Source organism: Streptococcus sp. HCA-5024, assembly GCF_037890265.1.
GTDB lineage: Bacteria > Bacillota > Bacilli > Lactobacillales > Streptococcaceae > Streptococcus > Streptococcus lingualis.
Genome location: NZ_JBBKBR010000008.1, coordinates 37,549 through 58,586, shown reverse-complemented (window position 1 = coordinate 58,586; position 21,038 = coordinate 37,549). Strand labels below are relative to the sequence as shown.

Sequence of the window (21,038 nt, the reverse complement as noted above, 5' to 3'; positions counted from 1 at the left end):
ATGACATACGAAGTTAAATCTCTTAATGAAGAATGTGGTATTTTTGGGATCTGGGGACACCCAGATGCTGCAAAACTGACTTATTTTGGATTACACAGTCTTCAACACCGTGGTCAAGAAGGGGCGGGGATCCTTTCGAATGATGCGGGTCAACTAAAACGGTATCGTGATACGGGTCTTCTCTCAGAAGTATTTCGAAATCCTGCTAACTTGGATAAGTTAACAGGAACGGGAGCGATTGGCCATGTTCGCTATGCGACAGCTGGGGAAGCTTCGGTGGATAACATCCAGCCCTTCCTCTTTCGCTTTCATGATACCCAGTTTGGACTGGCCCACAACGGGAATTTGACCAATGCTAAGTCCCTCAAACGGGAGTTGGAAAATAACGGAGCGATCTTTAGCTCAACTTCTGATTCAGAAATCTTGGCTCACTTGATTCGTCGGAGCCACAACCCTTCTTTCATGGGTAAGGTGAAAGAAGCCTTGAATACGGTGAAAGGTGGATTTGCTTACCTTCTCATGCTGGAAGATAAGCTGATTGCAGCCTTGGATCCAAATGGTTTCCGTCCTCTTTCGATTGGGAAAATGGCCAACGGAGCTATCGTGGTTTCATCTGAAACCTGTGCCTTTGAAGTGGTTGGAGCAGAGTGGATTCGGGATGTAAATCCGGGTGAAGTCGTGATCATCGATGATAACGGCATCACTTACGATAACTATACAACGGACACCCAATTGGCTGTTTGCTCAATGGAGTATATCTACTTTGCCCGCCCGGACTCCAATATTCAAGGGGTCAATGTCCATACAGCTCGTAAACGTATGGGGGCTCAATTGGCACGTGAATTCAAACATGAAGCAGATATTGTGGTCGGTGTACCGAACTCTTCACTTAGCGCAGCTATGGGATTTGCGGAAGAATCCGGCCTACCAAATGAAATGGGCTTGATTAAAAACCAATATACCCAACGGACCTTTATTCAACCAACACAAGAACTACGGGAGCAAGGGGTTCGGATGAAGCTCTCTGCCGTATCCGGTGTCGTGAAAGGCAAACGGGTTGTCATGATTGATGATTCTATCGTACGTGGGACAACATCACGTCGAATTGTGAAGTTATTGAAAGAAGCAGGAGCTACAGAGGTCCACGTAGCAATCGGTAGCCCAGCCCTTGCCTACCCATGTTTCTACGGGATCGATATTCAAACACGTAAGGAATTGATTGCTGCCAATCATACAGTAGAGGAAACACGCGATATCATTGGTGCAGATAGCTTGACGTATTTGTCAATCGATGGCTTGATTGATTCTATTGGAATCGATACAGATGCCCCAAATGGCGGTCTTTGTGTGGCTTACTTTGATGGAAAATATCCAACACCTTTGTATGACTACGAAGAACGCTATGTGGAAAGTTTGAAAGAACATACTTCTTTCTATTAAGATCAGTGCAGAAGAAAAAAGAGGAAAAAATTATGTCTAAAAATGCTTATGCCCAATCGGGTGTGGACGTTGAAGCGGGTTATGAAGTTGTTGAACGCATCAAAAAACACGTGGCACGTACGGAGCGCGCAGGTGTTATGGGAGCTCTTGGTGGTTTTGGTGGCATGTTCGACCTTTCAAAAATAGGTGTCAAAGAGCCAGTTTTGATCTCAGGTACAGATGGTGTTGGAACAAAGCTTATGCTGGCTATCAAGTACGACAAACACGATACCATTGGTCAAGACTGTGTAGCTATGTGTGTTAACGATATTATCGCTGCAGGTGCTGAACCCCTCTACTTCCTCGACTATATTGCAACAGGTAAAAATGAACCTGCTAAATTAGAGCAAGTCGTTGCAGGTGTTGCAGAAGGTTGTGTGCAAGCAGGTGCCGCCCTTATCGGTGGGGAAACAGCTGAAATGCCTGGTATGTACGGTGAAGATGATTATGATTTGGCTGGATTTGCTGTCGGTGTTGCAGAAAAATCTCAAATCATCGATGGTTCAAAAGTAACTGCAGGCGATGTGATCCTGGGGCTTGCTTCAAGCGGTATCCATTCAAATGGTTACTCACTTGTTCGTCGTGTCTTTGCTGATTACACAGGGGAAGAAGTTCTCCCAGAATTGGAAGGGGAGAAACTTAAAGACGTCCTTTTGGAACCAACTCGTATCTACGTCAAAGCAGCTTTGCCACTCATCAAAGAAGAATTGGTGAATGGGATTGCCCACATCACGGGTGGTGGTTTCATCGAAAATGTACCACGTATGTTTGCGGATGACTTGGCTGCTGAAATTGACGAAAGCAAAGTACCAGTCCTTCCAATTTTCAAAGCCCTTGAAAAATATGGCCAAATCAAACACGAAGAAATGTTTGAAATCTTCAACATGGGTATTGGTCTCATGCTTGCGGTTAAACCAGAGAATGTGGAACGTGTCAAAGAACTTCTTGACGAACCTGTTTATGAAATTGGTCGTATTGTGAAGAAGACAGATGCAAGTGTGGTGATTAAATAATGGCTAAAAAAATTGCTGTTTTTGCCTCTGGGAACGGCTCAAACTTTCAGGTGATTGCGGAACAATTTCCAGTAGAATTTGTTTTTTCAGATCACCGGGATGCCTATGTCTTAGAGCGTGCCGAAAAGCTTGGGGTATTATCCTACGCTTTTGAACTCAAGGAATTTGAAAACAAGGCAGACTATGAAGGAGCCATTGTCGAACTTTTGGATGAACACAAGATTGACTTGGTTTGTCTCGCAGGCTACATGAAAATCGTCGGCCCCACCTTGCTAGCAGCTTATGAAGGCCGTATCATCAATATTCATCCGGCTTATCTCCCTGAATTCCCAGGAGCTCATGGTATTGAGGATGCTTGGAATGCAGGCGTTGACCAGTCTGGCGTGACTATTCATTGGGTGGATTCTGGCGTTGATACTGGTAAGGTTATCAAACAAGTCCGTGTGCCACGTCTAGAGAATGATACCCTTGATACTTTCGAGACTCGTATCCACGAAACAGAGTACAAGCTCTATCCAGAAGTCTTGGAACATTTGGGAGTGGAGAGGAAGTTTGAATATAAGTTAAAAAATTGGGATAGAACTGTAGATCAATATAATCCATGGAAAAATAATAAAGGTATAAGGTTGATTAATGAATTTCTTGAATGTTTAACAAAACCGAATAATGAATTTTCTTGGATTGAACCTAATAGAAAAAAATACAAACCTGCAACAAGATACATAATCCCTACACATGTTCAAGGAGATTATGAAAACGCGAATTTATATATTTGTTTGTTTAATCCTGGGGTTGCTAAGGCTGTTTGGGATTTGGATAAAATTAATTTTAATAGTTTTATTAAATTTGCACAAAAAGAAAAGTACATTAAACGAATGTTTCAGGGTAGTGAGACATGGAAAGAAGATGATGTAATTAAGAAAATTGTGCAGAATGAGAATATAATCGATCAAGAAATTAAGATAATCTATAATAATTTTGAAAAGAGACCAAATTTTAAAGAACTAAAACAGTTTATTAATTCGGAGTGTTATTATATTAGAAAATATTATGCAGAATTATTAGGTAAAAATAGGCCTGAGAATTTATTGGTAGATAAAGCTGTTGCTTTCTTGGTAGAAAACTTAGATTGGGAAAATAAAGAAAAGTACCTAAAGTTAGATATATGTAATTTAGAATTGGTTCCTTTTGCTTCGCTGAATAAGAAAGATATTAAATTATCGGATGTTGATGAAAAATTTACGAACTTCACAGTGAGTATTATTTTGAAACGAATTTCAAATTATTTGAAGAATGGTGGAGAAAAACCAGTTTTTGTTTTTAGAAGTAGAAAAGAATGGTTTGAAAGAATTAATATATTTATTAATTCAGAATTTGGAATGAGTGAGCCTTTTGATATTGAAAATAGTGAATTAATAGATTATTTTTATGAGTTTTCAAGTCAAAATGCAGTCTTATCAAGAAATAATATTCTAAAAGCTAGACGAAAGATAAGAGAAGATGAATTTAACTCAGGTTTCCTCAGTCTATTCAAATAAGTAAGGAGAACAAATGACTAAACGCGCACTAATTAGTGTTTCAGATAAAGCGGGCATTGTTGAATTTGCCCAAGAACTCAAGAAACTTGGTTGGGATATCATCTCAACAGGTGGTACCAAAGTTGCCCTTGATAATGCTGGGGTAGACACGATTGCCATCGATGATGTGACTGGTTTCCCAGAAATGATGGACGGTCGTGTGAAGACTCTCCACCCAAATATCCACGGTGGTCTTCTTGCTCGTCGTGACCTCGATAGTCACCTAGAGGCTGCTAAGGACAACAAGATTGAATTAATCGACCTTGTTGTGGTCAACCTTTACCCATTCAAGGAAACGATTCTTAAACCAGATGTGACTTACGCTGACGCGGTGGAGAACATTGATATCGGTGGACCATCCATGCTTCGTTCAGCAGCGAAAAACCACGCTAGCGTAACAGTTGTGGTAGATCCTGCTGACTATGCTGTTGTGCTTGACGAATTGGCAGCCAACGGCGAAACCTCTTATGAGACTCGCCAACGTTTGGCAGCAAAAGTATTCCGTCACACGGCAGCCTATGATGCTTTGATCGCAGAATATTTCACTGCTCAAGTGGGTGAAGAAAAACCTGAAAAACTCACTTTGACCTATGACCTTAAGCAACCAATGCGTTACGGGGAAAACCCTCAACAAGACGCAGACTTCTACCAAAAAGCTTTGCCAACGGCTTACTCCATTGCATCCGCTAAACAGCTGAACGGTAAAGAATTGTCCTTCAACAATATCCGTGATGCTGATGCCGCTATCCGGATCATCCGTGATTTCAAAGACCGTCCAACCGTTGTGGCCCTGAAACACATGAATCCATGTGGGATTGGTCAAGCTGACGATATTGAAACTGCTTGGGACTACGCTTATGAGTCTGACCCAGTCTCCATTTTTGGTGGAATCGTCGTTCTCAACCGTGAGGTAGACGCTGCGACAGCTCAAAAAATGCACGGTGTTTTCCTCGAAATCATCATTGCACCAAGCTATACAGATGAAGCGCTTGAAATCTTGACAACCAAGAAGAAAAACTTGCGGATCCTTGAATTGCCATTTGACGCTCAAGATGCTAGTGAAGTGGAAGCAGAATACACTGGTGTTGTTGGTGGTCTCCTCGTTCAAAACCAAGACGTGGTGAAAGAAAGCCCAGCTGACTGGCAAGTGGTGACGAAACGCCAACCAACGGAGACAGAAGCGACAGCTCTTGAGTTTGCTTGGAAAGCGATCAAGTACGTCAAATCAAATGGGATCATCGTGACCAATGACCATATGACACTTGGTGTTGGCCCTGGTCAAACTAACCGTGTGGCTTCAGTTCGTATTGCTATTGACCAAGCTAAAGACCGTCTTGATGGTGCTGTTCTTGCTTCAGATGCCTTCTTCCCATTTGCAGATAATGTGGAAGAAATTGCCAAAGCAGGGATTAAAGCGATCATCCAACCAGGTGGATCAGTCCGTGACAAAGAGTCAATTGAAGCGGCTGATAAATACGGCTTGACCATGATCTTCACAGGCGTGAGACATTTCAGACATTAATCAAAAAAGGCACTCATTCAACGATGAGTGTCTTTTCTGCTGGTTAAGAAGACCTTAATAGGGGTAGATATAGGTGACGGTTCCCCAGATGGGGTTAGTTGGATCGAACCAACCGCGGAAGTTGTCGATATAGCGATGGCCGTTGTAGTTAGCCTCTTGGATCTGAATTTTTTGGTCATGTTCGACATCCGTAACCAAGGCGACGTGCCCATATCCCCCATCATCCCAACAGGCGATGGCACCGACCTCTGGAGTGTCTCCTGTCCGGAATCCAGCAGCGCGTGCACTAGCTGCCCACATGCCGCCATTTCCCCACCAGTTGTGGGCCCAAGGGGCTAATTCTTTCGCTCCCCAGGTACACTCACCGATGGGGTAGGTATTTCCCGGGTGTGTTGCGAGTGGAGTGAGCTTTGGCTTTGCTTTTTCTACTTGAAAGGTAGTGGGGAATAGCCCTTTTAGTTGTCCTTGGCTTTTCTGATAGACGTGGAGATGAAATAGCCCATTTCCCTTGTGTTTTTGAGCCTGAAAGCGCAGTTGGAAATGTCCAGGTGCTATCTTCTTTGCGGGATACCAGACCAGATCATCCTGCCCATTTTCTTCAGACCAGATGGGGAAGACAATCTCGTCAACGTCTTCAAACAACTTTAGGTCTACCTCAAATTCTTGTGAGGAGATGGGTGTGATCGTAATCTTGGGTTGGGAGGAAGCCAGGTCTTTTTGCTGGACTCTGGTCGTGAGAGGGTAAAGTCCGGTTAGCTGCTCATTTGCCTCCACCCCATAGACATGGACATGATAAAGTCCGGCTTGATCAGAATGGTTGGTCAATGGCACTTGTAGGTCAAATCCCTTGTCACTGCGTTCCACAGGATACCAAATCAGGTCATCTTGACCATTTTGGTCAGACCAGACGGGAACTTGGATCTTTTGATACTTATCCGGGACGTTTCCAAGATGAATCACTAGCTGCCCTTTTTCGGCATAGATAGCATTGGTCGCTTGATCTGCATGGGCAATAGAGGCTTGCATCCCCCATGTCGCACAAGTCAGTACAACAAATTTTTTGATCGTTTGCATAATACTCCTTTTCGTCAATTAGTAGGTCTCACCTATACTATTCGGAAAAAAATGAGAAATAGGAGAAAATAGCAAAAAATGTTTGGATTCTACTGGGAATAGGAGACTTTTGCTGAAATCATTAGAATAAAACGAACGATTATGATATAATTTAATAAAATAATTCGCAAAAGAGGTTCGAGATGAAACTTTTGGTTGTTGGATCTGGCGGTCGTGAGCATGCGATTGCCAAGAAATTGTTGGAGTCTACAAACGTTGAGCAGGTTTTTGTGGCTCCTGGTAATGATGGGATGCGATTAGACGGTCTTGATTTGATCAATATCGGAATTTCCGAACATTCTAAGCTGATTGATTTCGCAAAAGTCAACGATATTGCTTGGACCTTTATTGGTCCAGATGATGCCCTTGCAGCTGGAATTGTGGATGACTTCAATGCAGCTGGTCTCAAAGCCTTTGGTCCGACCAAGGCTGCGGCTGAGCTGGAGTGGTCCAAGGATTTTGCTAAGGAAATCATGGTCAAATACGACGTTCCGACAGCAGCCTATGGCACATTTTCAGATTTTGAAGAAGCCAAGGCCTACATCGAAGAAAAAGGAGCTCCAATCGTCGTCAAGGCAGACGGCTTGGCCCTAGGGAAAGGTGTCGTCGTTGCGGAGACAGTTGAGCAAGCAGTTGAAGCCGCTCACGAGATGCTTTTAGACAATAAATTCGGTGATTCAGGTGCGCGTGTGGTCATCGAGGAATTCCTTGACGGGGAAGAGTTCTCTCTCTTTGCTTTTGTCAATGGGGATAAGTTCTACATTATGCCGACGGCTCAGGACCACAAACGTGCCTACGATGGCGACAAGGGTCCGAACACTGGTGGGATGGGTGCCTATGCGCCAGTTCCTCACTTGCCACAGAGCGTGGTTGACACAGCAGTTGACACTATTGTCAAGCCAGTTCTTGAAGGCATGATCAAAGAAGGTCGTCCTTACACTGGTGTACTTTACGCGGGACTTATCTTGACAGCTGACGGCCCTAAAGTCATCGAGTTCAACTCTCGTTTTGGAGATCCTGAAACGCAAATCATCTTGCCTCGTTTGACATCTGACTTTGCACAAAACATCTCTGACATTTTGGAAGGCAAAGAGCCAGCCATCACTTGGACGAACAAGGGTGTGACACTGGGCGTGGTTGTAGCATCAAACGGTTACCCACTCGCTTATGAGAAGGGTGTCAAGCTTCCAGCCAAGACAAATGGTGACATCATCACTTACTATGCTGGTGCCAAATTCGCTGAAAATGGCCAAGACCTTCTTTCAAACGGAGGACGCGTCTACATGCTGGTTACCACAGCAGACACCGTCAAAGACGGCCAAAACATTATCTACAACGAACTCAACAAACAAAACACAGAAGGCCTCTTCTACCGAAACGACATTGGAAGCAAGGCAATAAAAGATTAACAGATACTAACTTTGTCATGGCGAGCGAAAGCGAGCCAAACTAAGATAATGGTCGTTTGATTTGCGAGCGTTAGCGAGCTAGTATAGGATAATCGTCGCAGTAGTGGAACTCCTAGTAGCAGAAAACTGGAGACTCGGGCTCCAGTTTTAGTAATGGAACGCTACAGGCGGTCGCTTACATCCGCACTACAATAGACGATTATTAAAAAAGGAGAAAAAATGAAACCAGTAATTTCCATCATCATGGGCTCAAAATCTGACTGGGCAACCATGCAAAAAGCTGCTGAAGTCCTCGACAACTTCGGCGTCGCTTACGAAAAGAAGGTTGTTTCCGCCCATCGAACGCCTGACCTCATGTTCAAACATGCCGAAGAAGCACGTAGCCGTGGCATCAAGGTCATCATCGCGGGTGCAGGTGGCGCTGCTCACTTGCCAGGTATGGTTGCTGCTAAAACAACCCTTCCAGTCATTGGGGTACCCGTCAAGTCTCGCGCCCTTAGCGGTGTGGATTCTCTTTATTCTATCGTTCAGATGCCAGGTGGGGTACCTGTCGCAACCATGGCTATCGGTGAAGCAGGTGCGACTAACGCTGCCCTCTTTGCCCTCCGTCTTCTTTCGGTAGAGGACCAGGCTATCGCGACAGCTTTGGCGGATTTCGCTGAAGAACAAGGAAAAATTGCAGAGGAGTCTACAAATGAGCTCAACTAAAACCATTGGGTTCATCGGTGGTGGCCAGCTCGGTCAGATGATGGCGATCTCAGCTATCTACATGGGACACAAGGTTATCGCCTTGGATCCAGCAGCTGATTGCCCAGCCTCCCGTGTGGCGGAAATCATCGTGGCCCCTTACGACGACGTGGATGCCCTTCGTCAGTTGGCAGATCGCTGTGATGTTCTCACTTATGAATTTGAAAATGTGGATGCTGACGGTTTGGATGCTGTTATCAAGGAAGGACAACTCCCTCAAGGAACAGACCTGCTCCGCATTTCTCAAAATCGAATCTTTGAGAAGGATTTTCTTTCTAACAAGGCCCAAGTCACTGTGGCTCCTTACAAGGTCGTGACCTCAAGCCAGGATTTGGCAGATATTGACCTGTCGAAAAATTATGTCCTCAAGACTGCGACCGGTGGTTACGATGGCCATGGTCAAAAGGTTATTCGTTCAGAAGCAGACTTGGAAGAAGCATACACTTTAGCCGATTCAGCAGACTGTGTCTTGGAAGAATTTGTCAACTTTGACCTTGAGATTTCAGTCATCGTGTCTGGAAATGGCAAGGATGTGACAGTCTTTCCCGTTCAGGAAAATATCCACCGCAACAACATTCTTTCAAAAACCATTGTGCCTGCTCGCATTTCAGAAAGTCTAGCTGAAAAAGCCAAAGTCATGGCAGTGCAAATCGCAGAACAACTGAACCTTTCTGGTACACTTTGTGTAGAAATGTTTGCGACAGCTGATGACATCATTGTCAACGAAATTGCGCCACGTCCACACAACTCAGGTCATTACTCAATCGAAGCCTGCGACTTCTCCCAGTTTGATACCCATATCTTGGGCGTTCTCGGAGCACCACTCCCAGCAATTCACCTTCATGCACCAGCTGTTATGCTCAATGTTCTCGGCCAACATGTCGAGGCTGCTGAAATATATGTGACAGAAAATCCAAGCGCTCACCTCCACTTATATGGTAAACTAGAAGCAAAGCACAACCGCAAAATGGGACATGTGACTTTGTTTAGTGATGAACCAGATAATGTGGTTGAATTTGGGAAAGGGATTGATTTTTAAAATGGTAGAAGAATTCGATGATGTATTCGATGATGACATTACTACTCTAACATTTACTTATGCGGACGATGTAGAGATTCCAGAAATTCCTGATACAGAAGGGATTCATGTTGTAGAGATAACAAATAATCGACTAGTTATAAAGCATATCCTCGATGATGATGAGGTCTATGATTATATAAAGAGTTGTGGATTAACAAGTCGCCCTATAAAACTTTCGATTGAATTTTGTGTTTACGAAGATTCTGAGGAAGAATAGTCTTTAAATTGAATGTGGGAAATATATGATTCAACTCATCGTCAACTCTTTGTTTAAACAAGAGAAACCATATAACCACTGCTGGAAAGGGATTGATTTTTAAGTGAAAATAGCGATTCTAGGACTTGGAGTCATCGGGACCACTTATGCCTACGCCTTTCAAAAAGCAGGCTATCAAGTGGAACACGTACTGAGAGATAGTAAGAAAAGTACAGCTCCGAAGGAGTTGTCGGTTGATCTACTAGATGGTCGCTATCATTCCAAAGGTGAAAACAAACACGACACCTATGAGGTTCATGTGGCAGAAGCTGATTCAGAATATGATTTTATTTTTCTGAGTGTGCGTCATGGGCTTATCAAAGAAGCTGTGGAGACCTTGCGAAAAAATCATATCAAAGGCACCCTTGTTTTCTTCTGTAATTTCTGGGATACTCGAGAAGAGGTCCTAGAGTGGGCAGGGGATTACGACTATATTTTGGCCTTTCCGACAGCGGGTGGTCACATGCAGGAGAACCATTTGGATGGTGTTTTGTTCGACCATTTAATGTTAGAGGGAGAGCAAAAAGCACATATTTCTAACTATGCTGATCTGACGGATTTACTGACTTCTGCAGATTTGAAGTGGGAAGTACCTCATGATATGGTCGAGTGGATTTGGATTCATATGGCGATTAACGCAGGTGTCACTTCGACAGCTGCTCGTTCGGGAAATCTGGAAAAACCAGAAGAATTGGCTTTGAATTTGATGAATAGTTCATCGGAATTGTCATTGGCCATCAAGGCCATTCGAGAGGCTTTGAAAGTCGTAGAAGCGCGTGGCGTGAATTTGAAGCTTTACAAAGCTGAACTCTTACCTTACAAAATTCCCGCTTGGATAGCCGGCAAAGCCATGAAAGTCATGTTTGCGAAAAATGAGCTAACTCGAAAAATCATGACCTTGCACAATGACAAACAGGACATCTTCTATTGTTGTCAAAGTGTTTATCAGACTGGTCAGGAGTTAGGTGTCAAGATGCCTATTCTGGAAGCAAATATGAAGGGTATTTCGATTTAGGAGGTTTTATGATTCAACTCATTGTCAATGCTTTTGTTGAGAAGGACAAGACAGGAGCAGTCGTCGAAGTCTTGTATGCTAGTAGTGATCATGAAAAAGTGAAAGCTAAGTATGAAGAGCTGACTGCTCAATATCCTGAAAACTATTTAGCTATCTATGATGTTCCGCTGGATACGGATTTGAATACACTGGATCATTATCCATCTGTGTGGATTGGGAAAGAAGAATTTGAATAAAGCGACTGTCGGTTGCTAACTGATGTAAAACATCAAAAGAAAGGAAAATTAAACATGATTGATAGATATAGCCGCCCAGAAATGGCGAACATTTGGACTGAAGAAAATAAATACCGTGCTTGGCTTGAGGTGGAAATCTTGGCTGACGAAGCATGGGCTGAATTGGGAGAAATTCCTAAGGAAGATGTGGCTTTGATCCGTGAAAAAGCGGACTTTGACATCGACCGTATTTTGGAAATCGAGCAGCAAACTCGTCACGATGTGGTGGCCTTCACACGTGCGGTTTCTGAAACGCTTGGTGAAGAGCGTAAGTGGGTTCACTATGGTTTGACTTCTACTGACGTGGTGGATACTGCCTATGGTTACCTCTACAAACAAGCCAACGACATCATCCGCAAAGATCTTGAAAACTTCCTTAACATCATCGCTGACAAAGCGAAAGAACACAAGTTCACTATCATGATGGGTCGTACTCATGGTGTGCACGCTGAGCCGACAACTTTTGGTCTTAAATTGGCAACTTGGTACAGCGAAATGAAGCGCAACATCGAGCGTTTCGAGCATGCGGCTACTGGTGTGGAAGCTGGTAAGATTTCTGGTGCGGTTGGTAACTTTGCCAACATCCCACCATTCGTTGAAAAATACGTCTGCGATAAATTGGGTATCCGTGCTCAAGAAATCTCTACACAGGTCCTTCCTCGTGACCTTCACGCTGAGTACTTTGCGGTTCTTGCGAGCATCGCAACTTCTATTGAGCGGATGGCGACTGAAATTCGTGGTCTTCAAAAATCTGAACAACGGGAAGTGGAAGAGTTCTTTGCCAAAGGTCAAAAAGGGTCTTCAGCAATGCCTCACAAACGCAACCCAATCGGTTCTGAAAACATGACAGGTCTCGCGCGTGTGATCCGTGGTCACATGGTCACAGCTTATGAAAACGTAGCCCTTTGGCACGAGCGTGATATCTCTCACTCATCAGCTGAGCGGATCATCGCACCAGACACAACTATCTTGATTGACTACATGCTTAACCGTTTTGGAAACATTGTTAAGAACTTGACAGTCTTCCCAGAAAACATGATCCGCAACATGAACTCTACATTCGGTCTAATCTTTAGCCAACGTGCCATGTTGACTTTGATTGAAAAAGGTATGACGCGTGAGCAAGCTTATGACTTGGTGCAACCAAAAACAGCTCAATCATGGGATAATCAAGTAGATTTCAAACCACTTCTTGAAGCAGATCCAGAGGTGACATCACGCCTGACTCAAGAAGAAATCGACGAAATCTTCAATCCAACTTACTACACCAAACGGGTGGATGAGATCTTCGAACGCATCGGTTTGGGAGACTAGGCGCAACTAAAAACGGGAATTTGAAAAATAGACGAAAGAGGCCGGGACAAAAGTCCTAGCCTCTTAATTGTTCTTGGATTGTCGAGCAAGACGCAGTGGTTGAGTGGGCTCTACTACGCTGATTTCATCAGCTTTTACAGCCCTACTCAACTGTGCAGAGGTGGGACGACGAAATCGAATTCTAACGAATTACCGATTTCTGTCCCACTCTCTTTTTAAACTTTTTATAGCTAAACTATCACTAATTATATATATTTTTAAAGAGGTCTTTAGAAATCGTTTTTAACATGCTATACTGGACCTATAAAAAAGACCGAGATGTCTCAGTCTTTTTGGTTCTTAGTGATCGCGGTCACAGGAGATGAACTTGATCTTGTAGTAGTCACCGCGTTTATAGGTTTCCGTGTATTCAAGGATTTGGCCAGTCGCTTCTAGCTTGGTCATCTTCACTTGTTTGACTGTTGGGAAATTTTCGTCGATCTTCAATACCTTAGCAATCTTGCTTGGTGTAGGAAAGACGATTTCGTTGACTTCTTCGAAGTGCTCGTCATTCATATGAATGTGGTAGTCTTCTTTGAAGCGATCATAGATAGAGCTATAGTATTCCAAATTTGGATAGTTTGGATTGATGTATTGTTCAGGAACATAGGTTTGGTGGAAGATATAGGTATCATCCCCTGTCTGGCGAGTCCGTTCGATCTTATAGTAGAATTGCGTTGGGTTGAGGCCTAGTTTATCTAGGATGCTTAAGGTGTTTCCACGTTTAATAGAGAGAACTTTGACTTTGGCCTTTTGGATTGGGAAGGTTTCAACATCTGAAAATTCTACCAGTTTGTGTTTTCGAGCACGAGAAACAAAGGTTCCCTTTCCTTGCTGACGGACAATGTAGCCATCGGCGGCGAGGTCGTTCAAAGCACGGACAACGGTGATAGAGCTGACATCATAAATTTTGATGAGTTCAGCTTCCGTATAAAATTTATCTCCATTTTCAAATTTTCCTGAGATAATTTGCTGCTTCAAATCATCTTTGATGTGTTGGTACTTTGGAATTGCCATAGTGCTACCTCTCTTTAGATTTCTCTTATTTAACCCTATTTTAACATATTTTTTATAAAAGTGTTGACATTTTTCAAATAATTTATTATATTAATAAATGAAAAGGGTTACATATAAGAAAGGGGGGCGTTTATGGGAGTTTTTGAGATTCGCGATGCTTTCTATTTAAAAGGTCAACCCTTTAAGATTTTGTCCGGAGCAATCCATTATTTCCGTATTGACCCAGCAGACTGGTATCATTCCTTGTATAATCTAAAAGCTTTGGGTTTTAACACGGTTGAGACCTATGTTCCTTGGAATGCGCATGAACCCCGCAAAGGGCAGTTTGACTTTAGTGGCCGATTGGATCTAGAACGTTTCATTCAAACAGCCCAGTCCCTAGGACTTTACATGATTGTAAGGCCGTCGCCCTTTATCTGTGCAGAGTGGGAATTTGGTGGATTGCCAGCTTGGCTCTTAGAAGAAGACCTGCGAATCCGCTCATCAGACCCAGCCTTTATCGAAGCGGTGGATCGTTATTATGATCGCTTGCTTGGGTTGTTGACACCCTACCAAGTGGATCGGGGTGGTCCAATCCTTATGATGCAGGTGGAAAATGAGTATGGCTCTTATGGAGAAGATAAGGATTATCTTCGTGCCATTCGGGATTTGATGAAGGAAAAAGGCGTGACCTGTCCTCTCTTTACATCAGATGGTCCATGGCGAGCAACGCTAAGAGCAGGAACCTTGATCGAAGAAGACCTCTTCGTGACAGGAAACTTCGGTTCCAAAGCAGCCTATAACTTTGGTCAAATGAAAGAATTCTTTGACGAATACGGCAAGAGATGGCCCTTGATGTGTATGGAATTCTGGGATGGCTGGTTTACCCGCTGGAAAGAACCTGTGATTCAAAGGGACCCAGAGGAGTTGGCTGAAGCTGTCCATGAGGTCTTGGAGCTTGGCTCCATTAATCTCTACATGTTTCATGGCGGAACCAATTTTGGCTTCATGAATGGTTGTTCAGCTCGGGGGACGCTTGATTTGCCACAGGTGACGTCCTATGACTATGGGGCTTTGCTCAATGAGCAGGGCAATCCGACGGAGAAGTATTATGCTATTCAAAAAATGATGGCGACCTATTATCCGGAATACCCACAGCAAGAACCGCTCATCAAAGAGTGTTTACCAGAACAGACCTTGCAATTGGCGGCCAAGACTAGTCTTTTTGGGAATCTGGATAATTTGGCTCAAGTCGAGACCAGCCTTTATCCCGAAAAGATGGAAGAGTTGGGGCAAACCACAGGTTATCTCCTATATGAGACAGACCTTGAGTTGGATGCGGAAGAAGAAAGACTGCGCATCATTGATGGTCGAGATCGGGTACAGATTTACCTGGATGATCAACATGTAGCAACGCAATACCAAACAGAGATCGGTGAAGATCTTTTTATCAAAGGAAAAAAGAAAGCGGTTACGAATTTAAAAATCTTGCTTGAGAATATGGGACGTGTCAACTATGGGCACAAGCTCTTGGCTGATAGCCAGCACAAGGGCATTCGCACAGGTGTCTGTGTGGATTTGCATTTCCACCTGCATTGGAAGCAGTACCCACTGGATTTACAAGATCTCAGTCAGCTCGATTTTTCAAAGGAATGGCAGGCAGGTGCTCCAGCCTTTTACCGATATGATTTTCAGCTGGACCACACCCTTGACACCTATCTGGATATGACAGGATTTGGGAAAGGGGTCGTCTTTGTCAATGGCCATAACCTTGGTCGTTTCTGGGAGGTCGGACCGACCACTTCACTTTACGTGCCTCATGGTTTCCTCAAAGAAGGAGCTAATAGCCTGATCGTCTTTGAGACAGAAGGGCGTTACCAAGAGACACTTGAACTTGTTCAACAACCTACATTCAAAGAAGTAAAGGGGGAAAACTTATGACTATTGTAGGATGCCGTATTGATGGACGTTTGATCCACGGGCAGGTAGCCAATCTTTGGACTACCAAACTAAATGTTTCACGTATCATGGTGATCGATGATGAAGTCGCTCAAAATGATATCGAAAAAAGTGGCTTGAAACTAGCGACACCGCCGGGTGTTAAGCTCAGTATCTTGCCAGTCGCAAAGGCTGCGGAAAATATCTTGGCTGGAAAATATGATAGCCAACGACTCTTTATCGTAGCTCGCAAACCTGATCGTTTCCTTCGTTTGATCGAAGCAGGCGTTCAGCTTGAAACGCTGAATGTCGGCAATATGTCTCAATCCGATGAGACACGCGCGATTACCCGCTCGATCAATGTGGTGGACGCGGACGTGGAAGACTTTAACAAGATCCACGAAAAAGGTGTGAAGATTACGTCTCAGATGGTGCCAAACGACACTGCAGAAGACTTTATGAAGTTATTAAAGTAAAAGAAAATTTTTAGGAGGAAATTGTCATGATACAATGGTGGCAAATTTTACTACTTACTTTGTACTCAGCTTATCAAATCTGTGATGAGTTGACGATTGTTTCATCAGCAGGATCACCAGTCTTTGCTGGTTTCATTACAGGACTTGTCATGGGGGATTTAAAGACAGGTCTATTTATCGGAGCTTCTCTTCAATTGACAGTGCTCGGTGTAGGTACTTTCGGTGGAGCTTCTCGTATTGACGCAACATCTGGTGCCGTTCTTGCAACTGCCTTCTCAGTAGCAAAAGGGATTGATGCAGAGATTGCTATTGCTACAATCGCTGTGCCGGTAGCAACTTTGTTGACCTACTTTGATATTCTTGGTCGTATGACTACAACTTACTTCGCTCACCGTGTAGATGCTGCGATCGAACGTTACGACTATAAAGGAATTGAACGCAACTACCTTCTTGGTGCTGTTCCTTGGGCTCTTTCTCGTGCCCTTCCAGTCTTCTTCGCGCTTGCCTTTGGTGGTTCTTTCGTAGAAACTGTTGTTACAGGTCTTGCTAATGTACAATGGTTGGCAAACGGTCTGAAACTCGCAGGTCAAATGCTTCCAGGTCTTGGATTTGCGATCTTGCTTCGTTACCTTCCTGTTCGTCGTAACCTTCACTATCTTGCACTTGGTTTTGGCTTAACAGCAATGTTGACAGTGCTTTATAGCAATGTTCAAAGCCTTGGTGCTGCAGTGTCTAGCATTGTTGGTTCTGATGTGTTCGCTAAACTTCCAAAAGAACAAGCTATTACTTTTGTTAACAACTTCAAGAGTGTATCTATGATTGGTATTGCCATTATCGGTATCTTCCTTGCAGTGCAACACTTCAAAAACAGCCAACGTACAGTCGTAGCTGCTCCAGCAAGCAATGTAGAAAGCGGGGAAATTGAAGATGACGAATTCTAATTACAAACTAACAAAAGAAGATTTTAAACAAATCAACAAACGTAGCCTCTTCACCTTCCAATTGGGTTGGAACTACGAACGGATGCAGGCTTCTGGTTACCTTTATATGCTTTTACCTCAGTTGCGTAAAATGTATGGTGATGGCACTCCAGAATTGAAAGAAATGATGAAATTGCATACGCAATTCTTCAATACTTCACCATTCTTCCACACCATTATCACTGGTTTTGACCTTGCTTTGGAAGAAAAAGATGGTGTCAAATCAAAAGATGCGGTGAACGGGATCAAGACAGGTCTCATGGGACCATTCGCTCCTCTTGGGGACTCAATCTTTGGATCATTGGTACCAGCTATTATGGGTTCAATCGCAGCAACTTTGGCTATTGCAGGAAACCCAGCCGGTATCTTCTTGTGGATCGCTGTGGCAGTTGCTTATGACATTTTCCGTTGGAAACAGTTGGAATTTGCCTATAAAGAAGGGGTTAACCTCATCAACAACATGCAAAGTACCTTGACAGCTTTGATCGACGCAGCTGCCGTTCTGGGTATCTTCATGGTTGGCGCCTTGATTGCCAGCATGATTGGTGTTGAAGTTTCTTGGACTCCACACATTGGGGACAAAGCGATTGAAATTCAAGATATGCTCAACCTTATCTTCCCACGTTTGGTACCAGCAATCATCACAGGTGTAATCTACTGGTTGCTTGGACGTAAGGGTATGAACTCTACAAAAGCTATCTTGCTCATCATCCTTGCAGCAATCGCATTCTCAGCATTTGGCCACTTCTTCTTTGGAATGGCATAATGGAGTAAGGTATGGCAAAAGAGTTAGTATTGGTCAGCCATGGTCGCTTTTGTGAAGAGCTCAAAGCGAGCACAGAGATGATTATGGGACCACAAGAATCCATCCATACGGTTGCACTCTTACCAGAAGAAGGACCAGAAGACTTTACTGCTAAATTCGAAGCAACAGTCCAAGGTCTAGAAGACTATATTGTATTTGCCGATCTCTTGGGAGGAACTCCTTGCAACACCGTGAGCCGCTTGATCCTTGAAGGACGTGCGATTGACTTATACGCAGGGATGAATCTTCCGATGGTCATTGAATTCATCAATAGTAGCCTGACTGGTAATGAAGGGGACTACCCTGAACGTGCAAAAGAAAGTATTGTCAAGGTCAATGACCTCTTGTCAAACCTTGATGATGATGAAGATGAGTAGGTTGGTATGGGAGTCTGGGAGCATCATCTCAGGCTCCTTTCCCATTTATCAACGTTAGATTGTAGAAAGGAACAACAGGTTCTATGTTAGACTATACAAAAGAAGACTTGCAGGAGCTAGGAGCAGAGATCACAACACGTGAAATCTACCAACAACCGACGGTTTGGAAAGAAACAGCTCGCTTGTATCAAGAAAGAAAAGCGGAAATAAAAGCTTTCTTAGAAAAAATTGGGCAAGAGCATGACTATATCAAGGTCATCTTGACAGGGGCTGGGACCTCAGCCTATGTGGGAGATACCTTGGTTCCATATTTGCAGGAAGTACACGATGAACGCCACTGGAATTTTCAATCCATTGCGACGACGGATATCGTAGCTCATCCTCAAACCTATTTGAAAAAAGAGGTTCCGACTGTTTTAGTATCTTTTGCCCGGAGTGGCAATTCGCCAGAAAGTGTCGCCACCGTGCAGTTGTCTCAAGACTTGGTTGATGAGCTCTATCAGATCACCATTACCTGTGCCGAAGAAGGAAAACTGGCCCAGCAAGCCCACGGAGATGAGCGCAATCTCTTGCTTCTCCAACCTAAAGAAACCAATGATGCCGGCTTTGCGATGACCTCTAGCTTTACCTCTATGCTTTTGACAGCTCTCTTGGTTTTTGATCCAAGTGAGGAAGAGATCAAGGAAAAACGAGTAGCAGAGCTGGTTGATCTATCTGAGCAAATCTTGGAGAAGGACCGTGCGGTCAAGGAAGTGGTCGATCTAGACTTTGAGCGCGTGATCTATCTGGGAGCAGGACCTTTCTTTGGCCTAGCTCATGAAGCCCAGCTCAAGATTTTGGAATTAACAGCAGGCAAAATCGCAACCATGTATGAGAGTCCTGTCGGTTTCCGTCATGGTCCAAAATCCCTCATCAATGACCAGACTCTCGTCTTGGTCTTTGGATCCATTGATCCTTATACCCGTCAGTATGATCTGGACTTGGTTCGCGAAGTTGCAGGGGATCAGATTGCCCGTCAGATCGTCCTCTTGTCCGATCAAGCTGCAGGGATCGAGCATGTACGAGAAGTGTTAGTAGAAGCTTCTGCAGCCTCACTAGATATCTACCGTGCCTTCCCTTACATTATCTATGGTCAATTGATTTCTCTCTTGACTTCGCTCAAGGTGCAAAATCGCCCAGATACGCCTTCACCAACTGGTACCGTCAATCGGGTTGTTCAAGGGGTGATCATTCATCCATTTCATAAAGAATAGCCACTAATTTTCTATAAAAAGTGGAGTGTTTCTTCTTGTGAAACTGATACAATGGAGAAAAACAGTGAGAGGAGAAGGTTTGTGAAACAGTATCAAGAAAGCGTGTTTGGGGAATGGCAGAATCAAGAGGTTCGGGCTTATCGCTTCGAAAATGACAAGGGCTACCAATTATCTGTCATGACCTATGGGGCGACGATTTTAGAATATGTGACACCGGATAAAGAAGACCAGTTTGTCAATATTATCCTAGGCTTTGATCGCTTTGAGGACTATGTGGGCAATAGCCCTAAATATGGGGCTAGTATTGGCCCGGTAGCAGGCCGGATTGCAGGAGCTAGCTTTGAACTCAATGGTCAAACCTATCACTTGGAAGCCAATAATGGTGCTAACTGCAACCACAGTGGACCGACGGGTTGGGACAGTGCCTTGTTTAGCGTGGAGTCGGTAACGGATCAGGAAATCACTCTGTACACAGAGCGTGCAGATGGTACCGGTGGTTTCCCTGGGAATCTCAAGATCTGGGTAACCTATGGTTTGACGGAAGATGGTGAACTCGAGATTGCTTATCGGGTAGAAACGGATCAGGACACCCTAGTCAATCCGACCAACCACAGCTATTTCAACCTATCTGGGAACTTCACCCAGCCGATCAATGACCATGTCTTTCAGATCAACCATCAAGGGCTTTACCCTATCCATCCAGACGGTGTTCCTCTTCAGACCGTGGATAGAGAAAGTCCGGTTGTTCAGCATCTCTACCAAGCTATGCTCTTGGAGGATCTTTTTAAGGACTCTGATCCGCAAATCCGTCTGGTAGAAGGATTAGACCATCCATTTGCTCTTCCAGAAGGGCATGAAAATGCTGGCTTTCTTTACCACCAGCCATCTGGACGTTTCTTGACCTTCAAGTCAGAAGCCCCAGCCTTGGTGGTATATTCAGCCAATTTCGTAGACGAAACGGTTCATCTGCAAGGCCAATCAATGGTTCAGCACAATGGCTTGGCTCTAGAATTCCAAACAGTGCCAGATGCCATTCACAGTGACCAAGCTGAAAAGGTCATCTTGAGAGCAGGTCAAGTCTTTACCAGCAAGACTAGCTACCATGCCATCGCTAAGAAATAAGGAGGAAAGGGGTGACCCAAACAAGAATGTGAAATCCTTGCTTGGGACATCCTCTTTTTCTCGAAAAAAATTTTTTAGAAAAACTATAAGGAAAGTTTAAGCTTCCTATCGTATACTAATACCATCATCAAAGACCTCCTAACTTTGAATGATAAAACTCCTAAAACTTTTTCATAATAATCTCCCTATAAGAGCCACCAAAACCGGTGGCTTTTTTCTGGGAGTGAGACAGAACAATTTTTTAAAATTGT

General features: G+C 43.9%; 19 protein-coding genes and 1 pseudogene. 18 read left to right on the top strand and 2 right to left on the bottom strand.

Annotated elements, in window-relative coordinates; genetic code table 11:
- The 4 genes and pseudogenes from purF to purH all read left to right on the top strand — a co-directional run bounded on the left by purF (position 1) and on the right by purH (position 5,591).
- Positions 1 to 1,440, top strand: coding sequence for an amidophosphoribosyltransferase (gene purF, locus WKT08_RS09550; RefSeq protein ID WP_003009289.1), 1,440 nt, complete (start codon positions 1 to 3; stop codon positions 1,438 to 1,440).
- A 29-nt stretch (positions 1,441 to 1,469) separates the two neighbouring features.
- On the top strand, positions 1,470 to 2,492 hold the full coding sequence (gene purM / locus WKT08_RS09545; RefSeq protein WP_340281727.1) for a phosphoribosylformylglycinamidine cyclo-ligase: 1,023 nt from the start codon (positions 1,470 to 1,472) through the stop codon (positions 2,490 to 2,492).
- Positions 2,492 to 3,043, top strand: a pseudogene (purN, locus tag WKT08_RS09540) (phosphoribosylglycinamide formyltransferase); the annotation flags it as partial. The gene purM and the pseudogene purN, both read left to right, overlap by 1 nt.
- A 1,000-nt stretch (positions 3,044 to 4,043) precedes the next feature.
- Positions 4,044 to 5,591: a bifunctional phosphoribosylaminoimidazolecarboxamide formyltransferase/IMP cyclohydrolase gene (gene purH / locus WKT08_RS09535; protein ID WP_340281698.1), complete on the top strand. Its 1,548-nt coding sequence runs from the start codon at positions 4,044 to 4,046 to the stop codon at positions 5,589 to 5,591.
- 54 nt (positions 5,592 to 5,645) lie between these two features.
- On the opposite strand, the gene WKT08_RS09530 is transcribed toward purH, so the two are convergent.
- The gene (locus tag WKT08_RS09530) at positions 5,646 to 6,665 is read right to left on the bottom strand and encodes a GBS Bsp-like repeat-containing protein (RefSeq protein WP_049473296.1); all 1,020 of its coding nucleotides are present in this window, start codon (positions 6,663 to 6,665) and stop codon (positions 5,646 to 5,648) included.
- 182 nt (positions 6,666 to 6,847) lie between these two features.
- On the opposite strand from WKT08_RS09530, the gene purD reads away from it, so the two are divergent.
- The 7 genes from purD to purB all read left to right on the top strand — a co-directional run bounded on the left by purD (position 6,848) and on the right by purB (position 12,801).
- A complete protein-coding gene (gene purD, locus WKT08_RS09525) occupies positions 6,848 to 8,113 on the top strand; it encodes a phosphoribosylamine--glycine ligase (protein WP_009731965.1) in 1,266 nt (421 codons plus the stop codon).
- Positions 8,114 to 8,332: 219 nt separating this feature from the next.
- Positions 8,333 to 8,821, top strand: coding sequence for a 5-(carboxyamino)imidazole ribonucleotide mutase (gene purE, locus WKT08_RS09520; RefSeq protein WP_003015335.1), 489 nt, complete (start codon positions 8,333 to 8,335; stop codon positions 8,819 to 8,821).
- Positions 8,808 to 9,899: a 5-(carboxyamino)imidazole ribonucleotide synthase gene (gene purK / locus WKT08_RS09515; RefSeq protein ID WP_340281694.1), complete on the top strand. Its 1,092-nt coding sequence runs from the start codon at positions 8,808 to 8,810 to the stop codon at positions 9,897 to 9,899. The genes purE and purK overlap by 14 nt, the downstream gene beginning before the upstream one ends.
- 1 nt (position 9,900) lies before the next feature.
- Positions 9,901 to 10,158, top strand: coding sequence for a hypothetical protein (locus WKT08_RS09510; protein ID WP_223325599.1), 258 nt, complete (start codon positions 9,901 to 9,903; stop codon positions 10,156 to 10,158).
- A gap of 103 nt (positions 10,159 to 10,261) precedes the next feature.
- Complete coding sequence (locus WKT08_RS09505; RefSeq protein WP_340281692.1) at positions 10,262 to 11,212, top strand: ketopantoate reductase family protein; 951 nt, start codon at positions 10,262 to 10,264, stop codon at positions 11,210 to 11,212.
- Positions 11,213 to 11,220: 8 nt separating this feature from the next.
- Positions 11,221 to 11,448, top strand: a complete 228-nt coding sequence (locus WKT08_RS09500) for a hypothetical protein (RefSeq protein ID WP_045613324.1) — start codon at positions 11,221 to 11,223, stop codon at positions 11,446 to 11,448.
- A gap of 54 nt (positions 11,449 to 11,502) precedes the next feature.
- Positions 11,503 to 12,801: an adenylosuccinate lyase gene (gene purB / locus WKT08_RS09495; protein ID WP_340281687.1), complete on the top strand. Its 1,299-nt coding sequence runs from the start codon at positions 11,503 to 11,505 to the stop codon at positions 12,799 to 12,801.
- A gap of 339 nt (positions 12,802 to 13,140) precedes the next feature.
- Here purB and WKT08_RS09490 read toward each other — a convergent pair whose 3' ends face one another.
- Positions 13,141 to 13,857, bottom strand: coding sequence for a GntR family transcriptional regulator (locus WKT08_RS09490; RefSeq protein ID WP_340281685.1), 717 nt, complete (start codon positions 13,855 to 13,857; stop codon positions 13,141 to 13,143).
- Positions 13,858 to 13,989: 132 nt separating this feature from the next.
- On the opposite strand from WKT08_RS09490, the gene WKT08_RS09485 reads away from it, so the two are divergent.
- The 7 genes from WKT08_RS09485 to WKT08_RS09455 all read left to right on the top strand — a co-directional run bounded on the left by WKT08_RS09485 (position 13,990) and on the right by WKT08_RS09455 (position 20,787).
- A complete protein-coding gene (locus tag WKT08_RS09485; protein WP_340281683.1) occupies positions 13,990 to 15,777 on the top strand; it encodes a glycoside hydrolase family 35 protein in 1,788 nt (595 codons plus the stop codon).
- Complete coding sequence (locus WKT08_RS09480; RefSeq protein ID WP_003009322.1) at positions 15,774 to 16,250, top strand: PTS system mannose/fructose/N-acetylgalactosamine-transporter subunit IIB; 477 nt, start codon at positions 15,774 to 15,776, stop codon at positions 16,248 to 16,250. Before WKT08_RS09485 ends, WKT08_RS09480 begins: the two co-directional genes overlap by 4 nt.
- A gap of 26 nt (positions 16,251 to 16,276) precedes the next feature.
- Entirely contained in the window at positions 16,277 to 17,191 is a 915-nt protein-coding gene (locus WKT08_RS09475; protein ID WP_049523782.1) for a PTS mannose/fructose/sorbose/N-acetylgalactosamine transporter subunit IIC, read from the top strand.
- Positions 17,178 to 17,996 carry a PTS system mannose/fructose/sorbose family transporter subunit IID gene (locus WKT08_RS09470; protein WP_023920055.1) on the top strand — a complete coding sequence of 273 codons (819 nt, stop codon included), beginning with the start codon at positions 17,178 to 17,180 and terminating at the stop codon, positions 17,994 to 17,996. The genes WKT08_RS09475 and WKT08_RS09470 overlap by 14 nt, the downstream gene beginning before the upstream one ends.
- 11 nt (positions 17,997 to 18,007) lie before the next feature.
- Complete coding sequence (locus tag WKT08_RS09465) at positions 18,008 to 18,412, top strand: PTS sugar transporter subunit IIA (RefSeq protein WP_003002366.1); 405 nt, start codon at positions 18,008 to 18,010, stop codon at positions 18,410 to 18,412.
- An 83-nt stretch (positions 18,413 to 18,495) separates the two neighbouring features.
- Positions 18,496 to 19,665: an SIS domain-containing protein gene (locus tag WKT08_RS09460; RefSeq protein ID WP_340281677.1), complete on the top strand. Its 1,170-nt coding sequence runs from the start codon at positions 18,496 to 18,498 to the stop codon at positions 19,663 to 19,665.
- Positions 19,666 to 19,746: 81 nt separating this feature from the next.
- Entirely contained in the window at positions 19,747 to 20,787 is a 1,041-nt protein-coding gene (locus WKT08_RS09455; protein WP_340281675.1) for an aldose epimerase family protein, read from the top strand.
- The last annotated feature ends 251 nt before the right edge of the window (positions 20,788 to 21,038 follow it).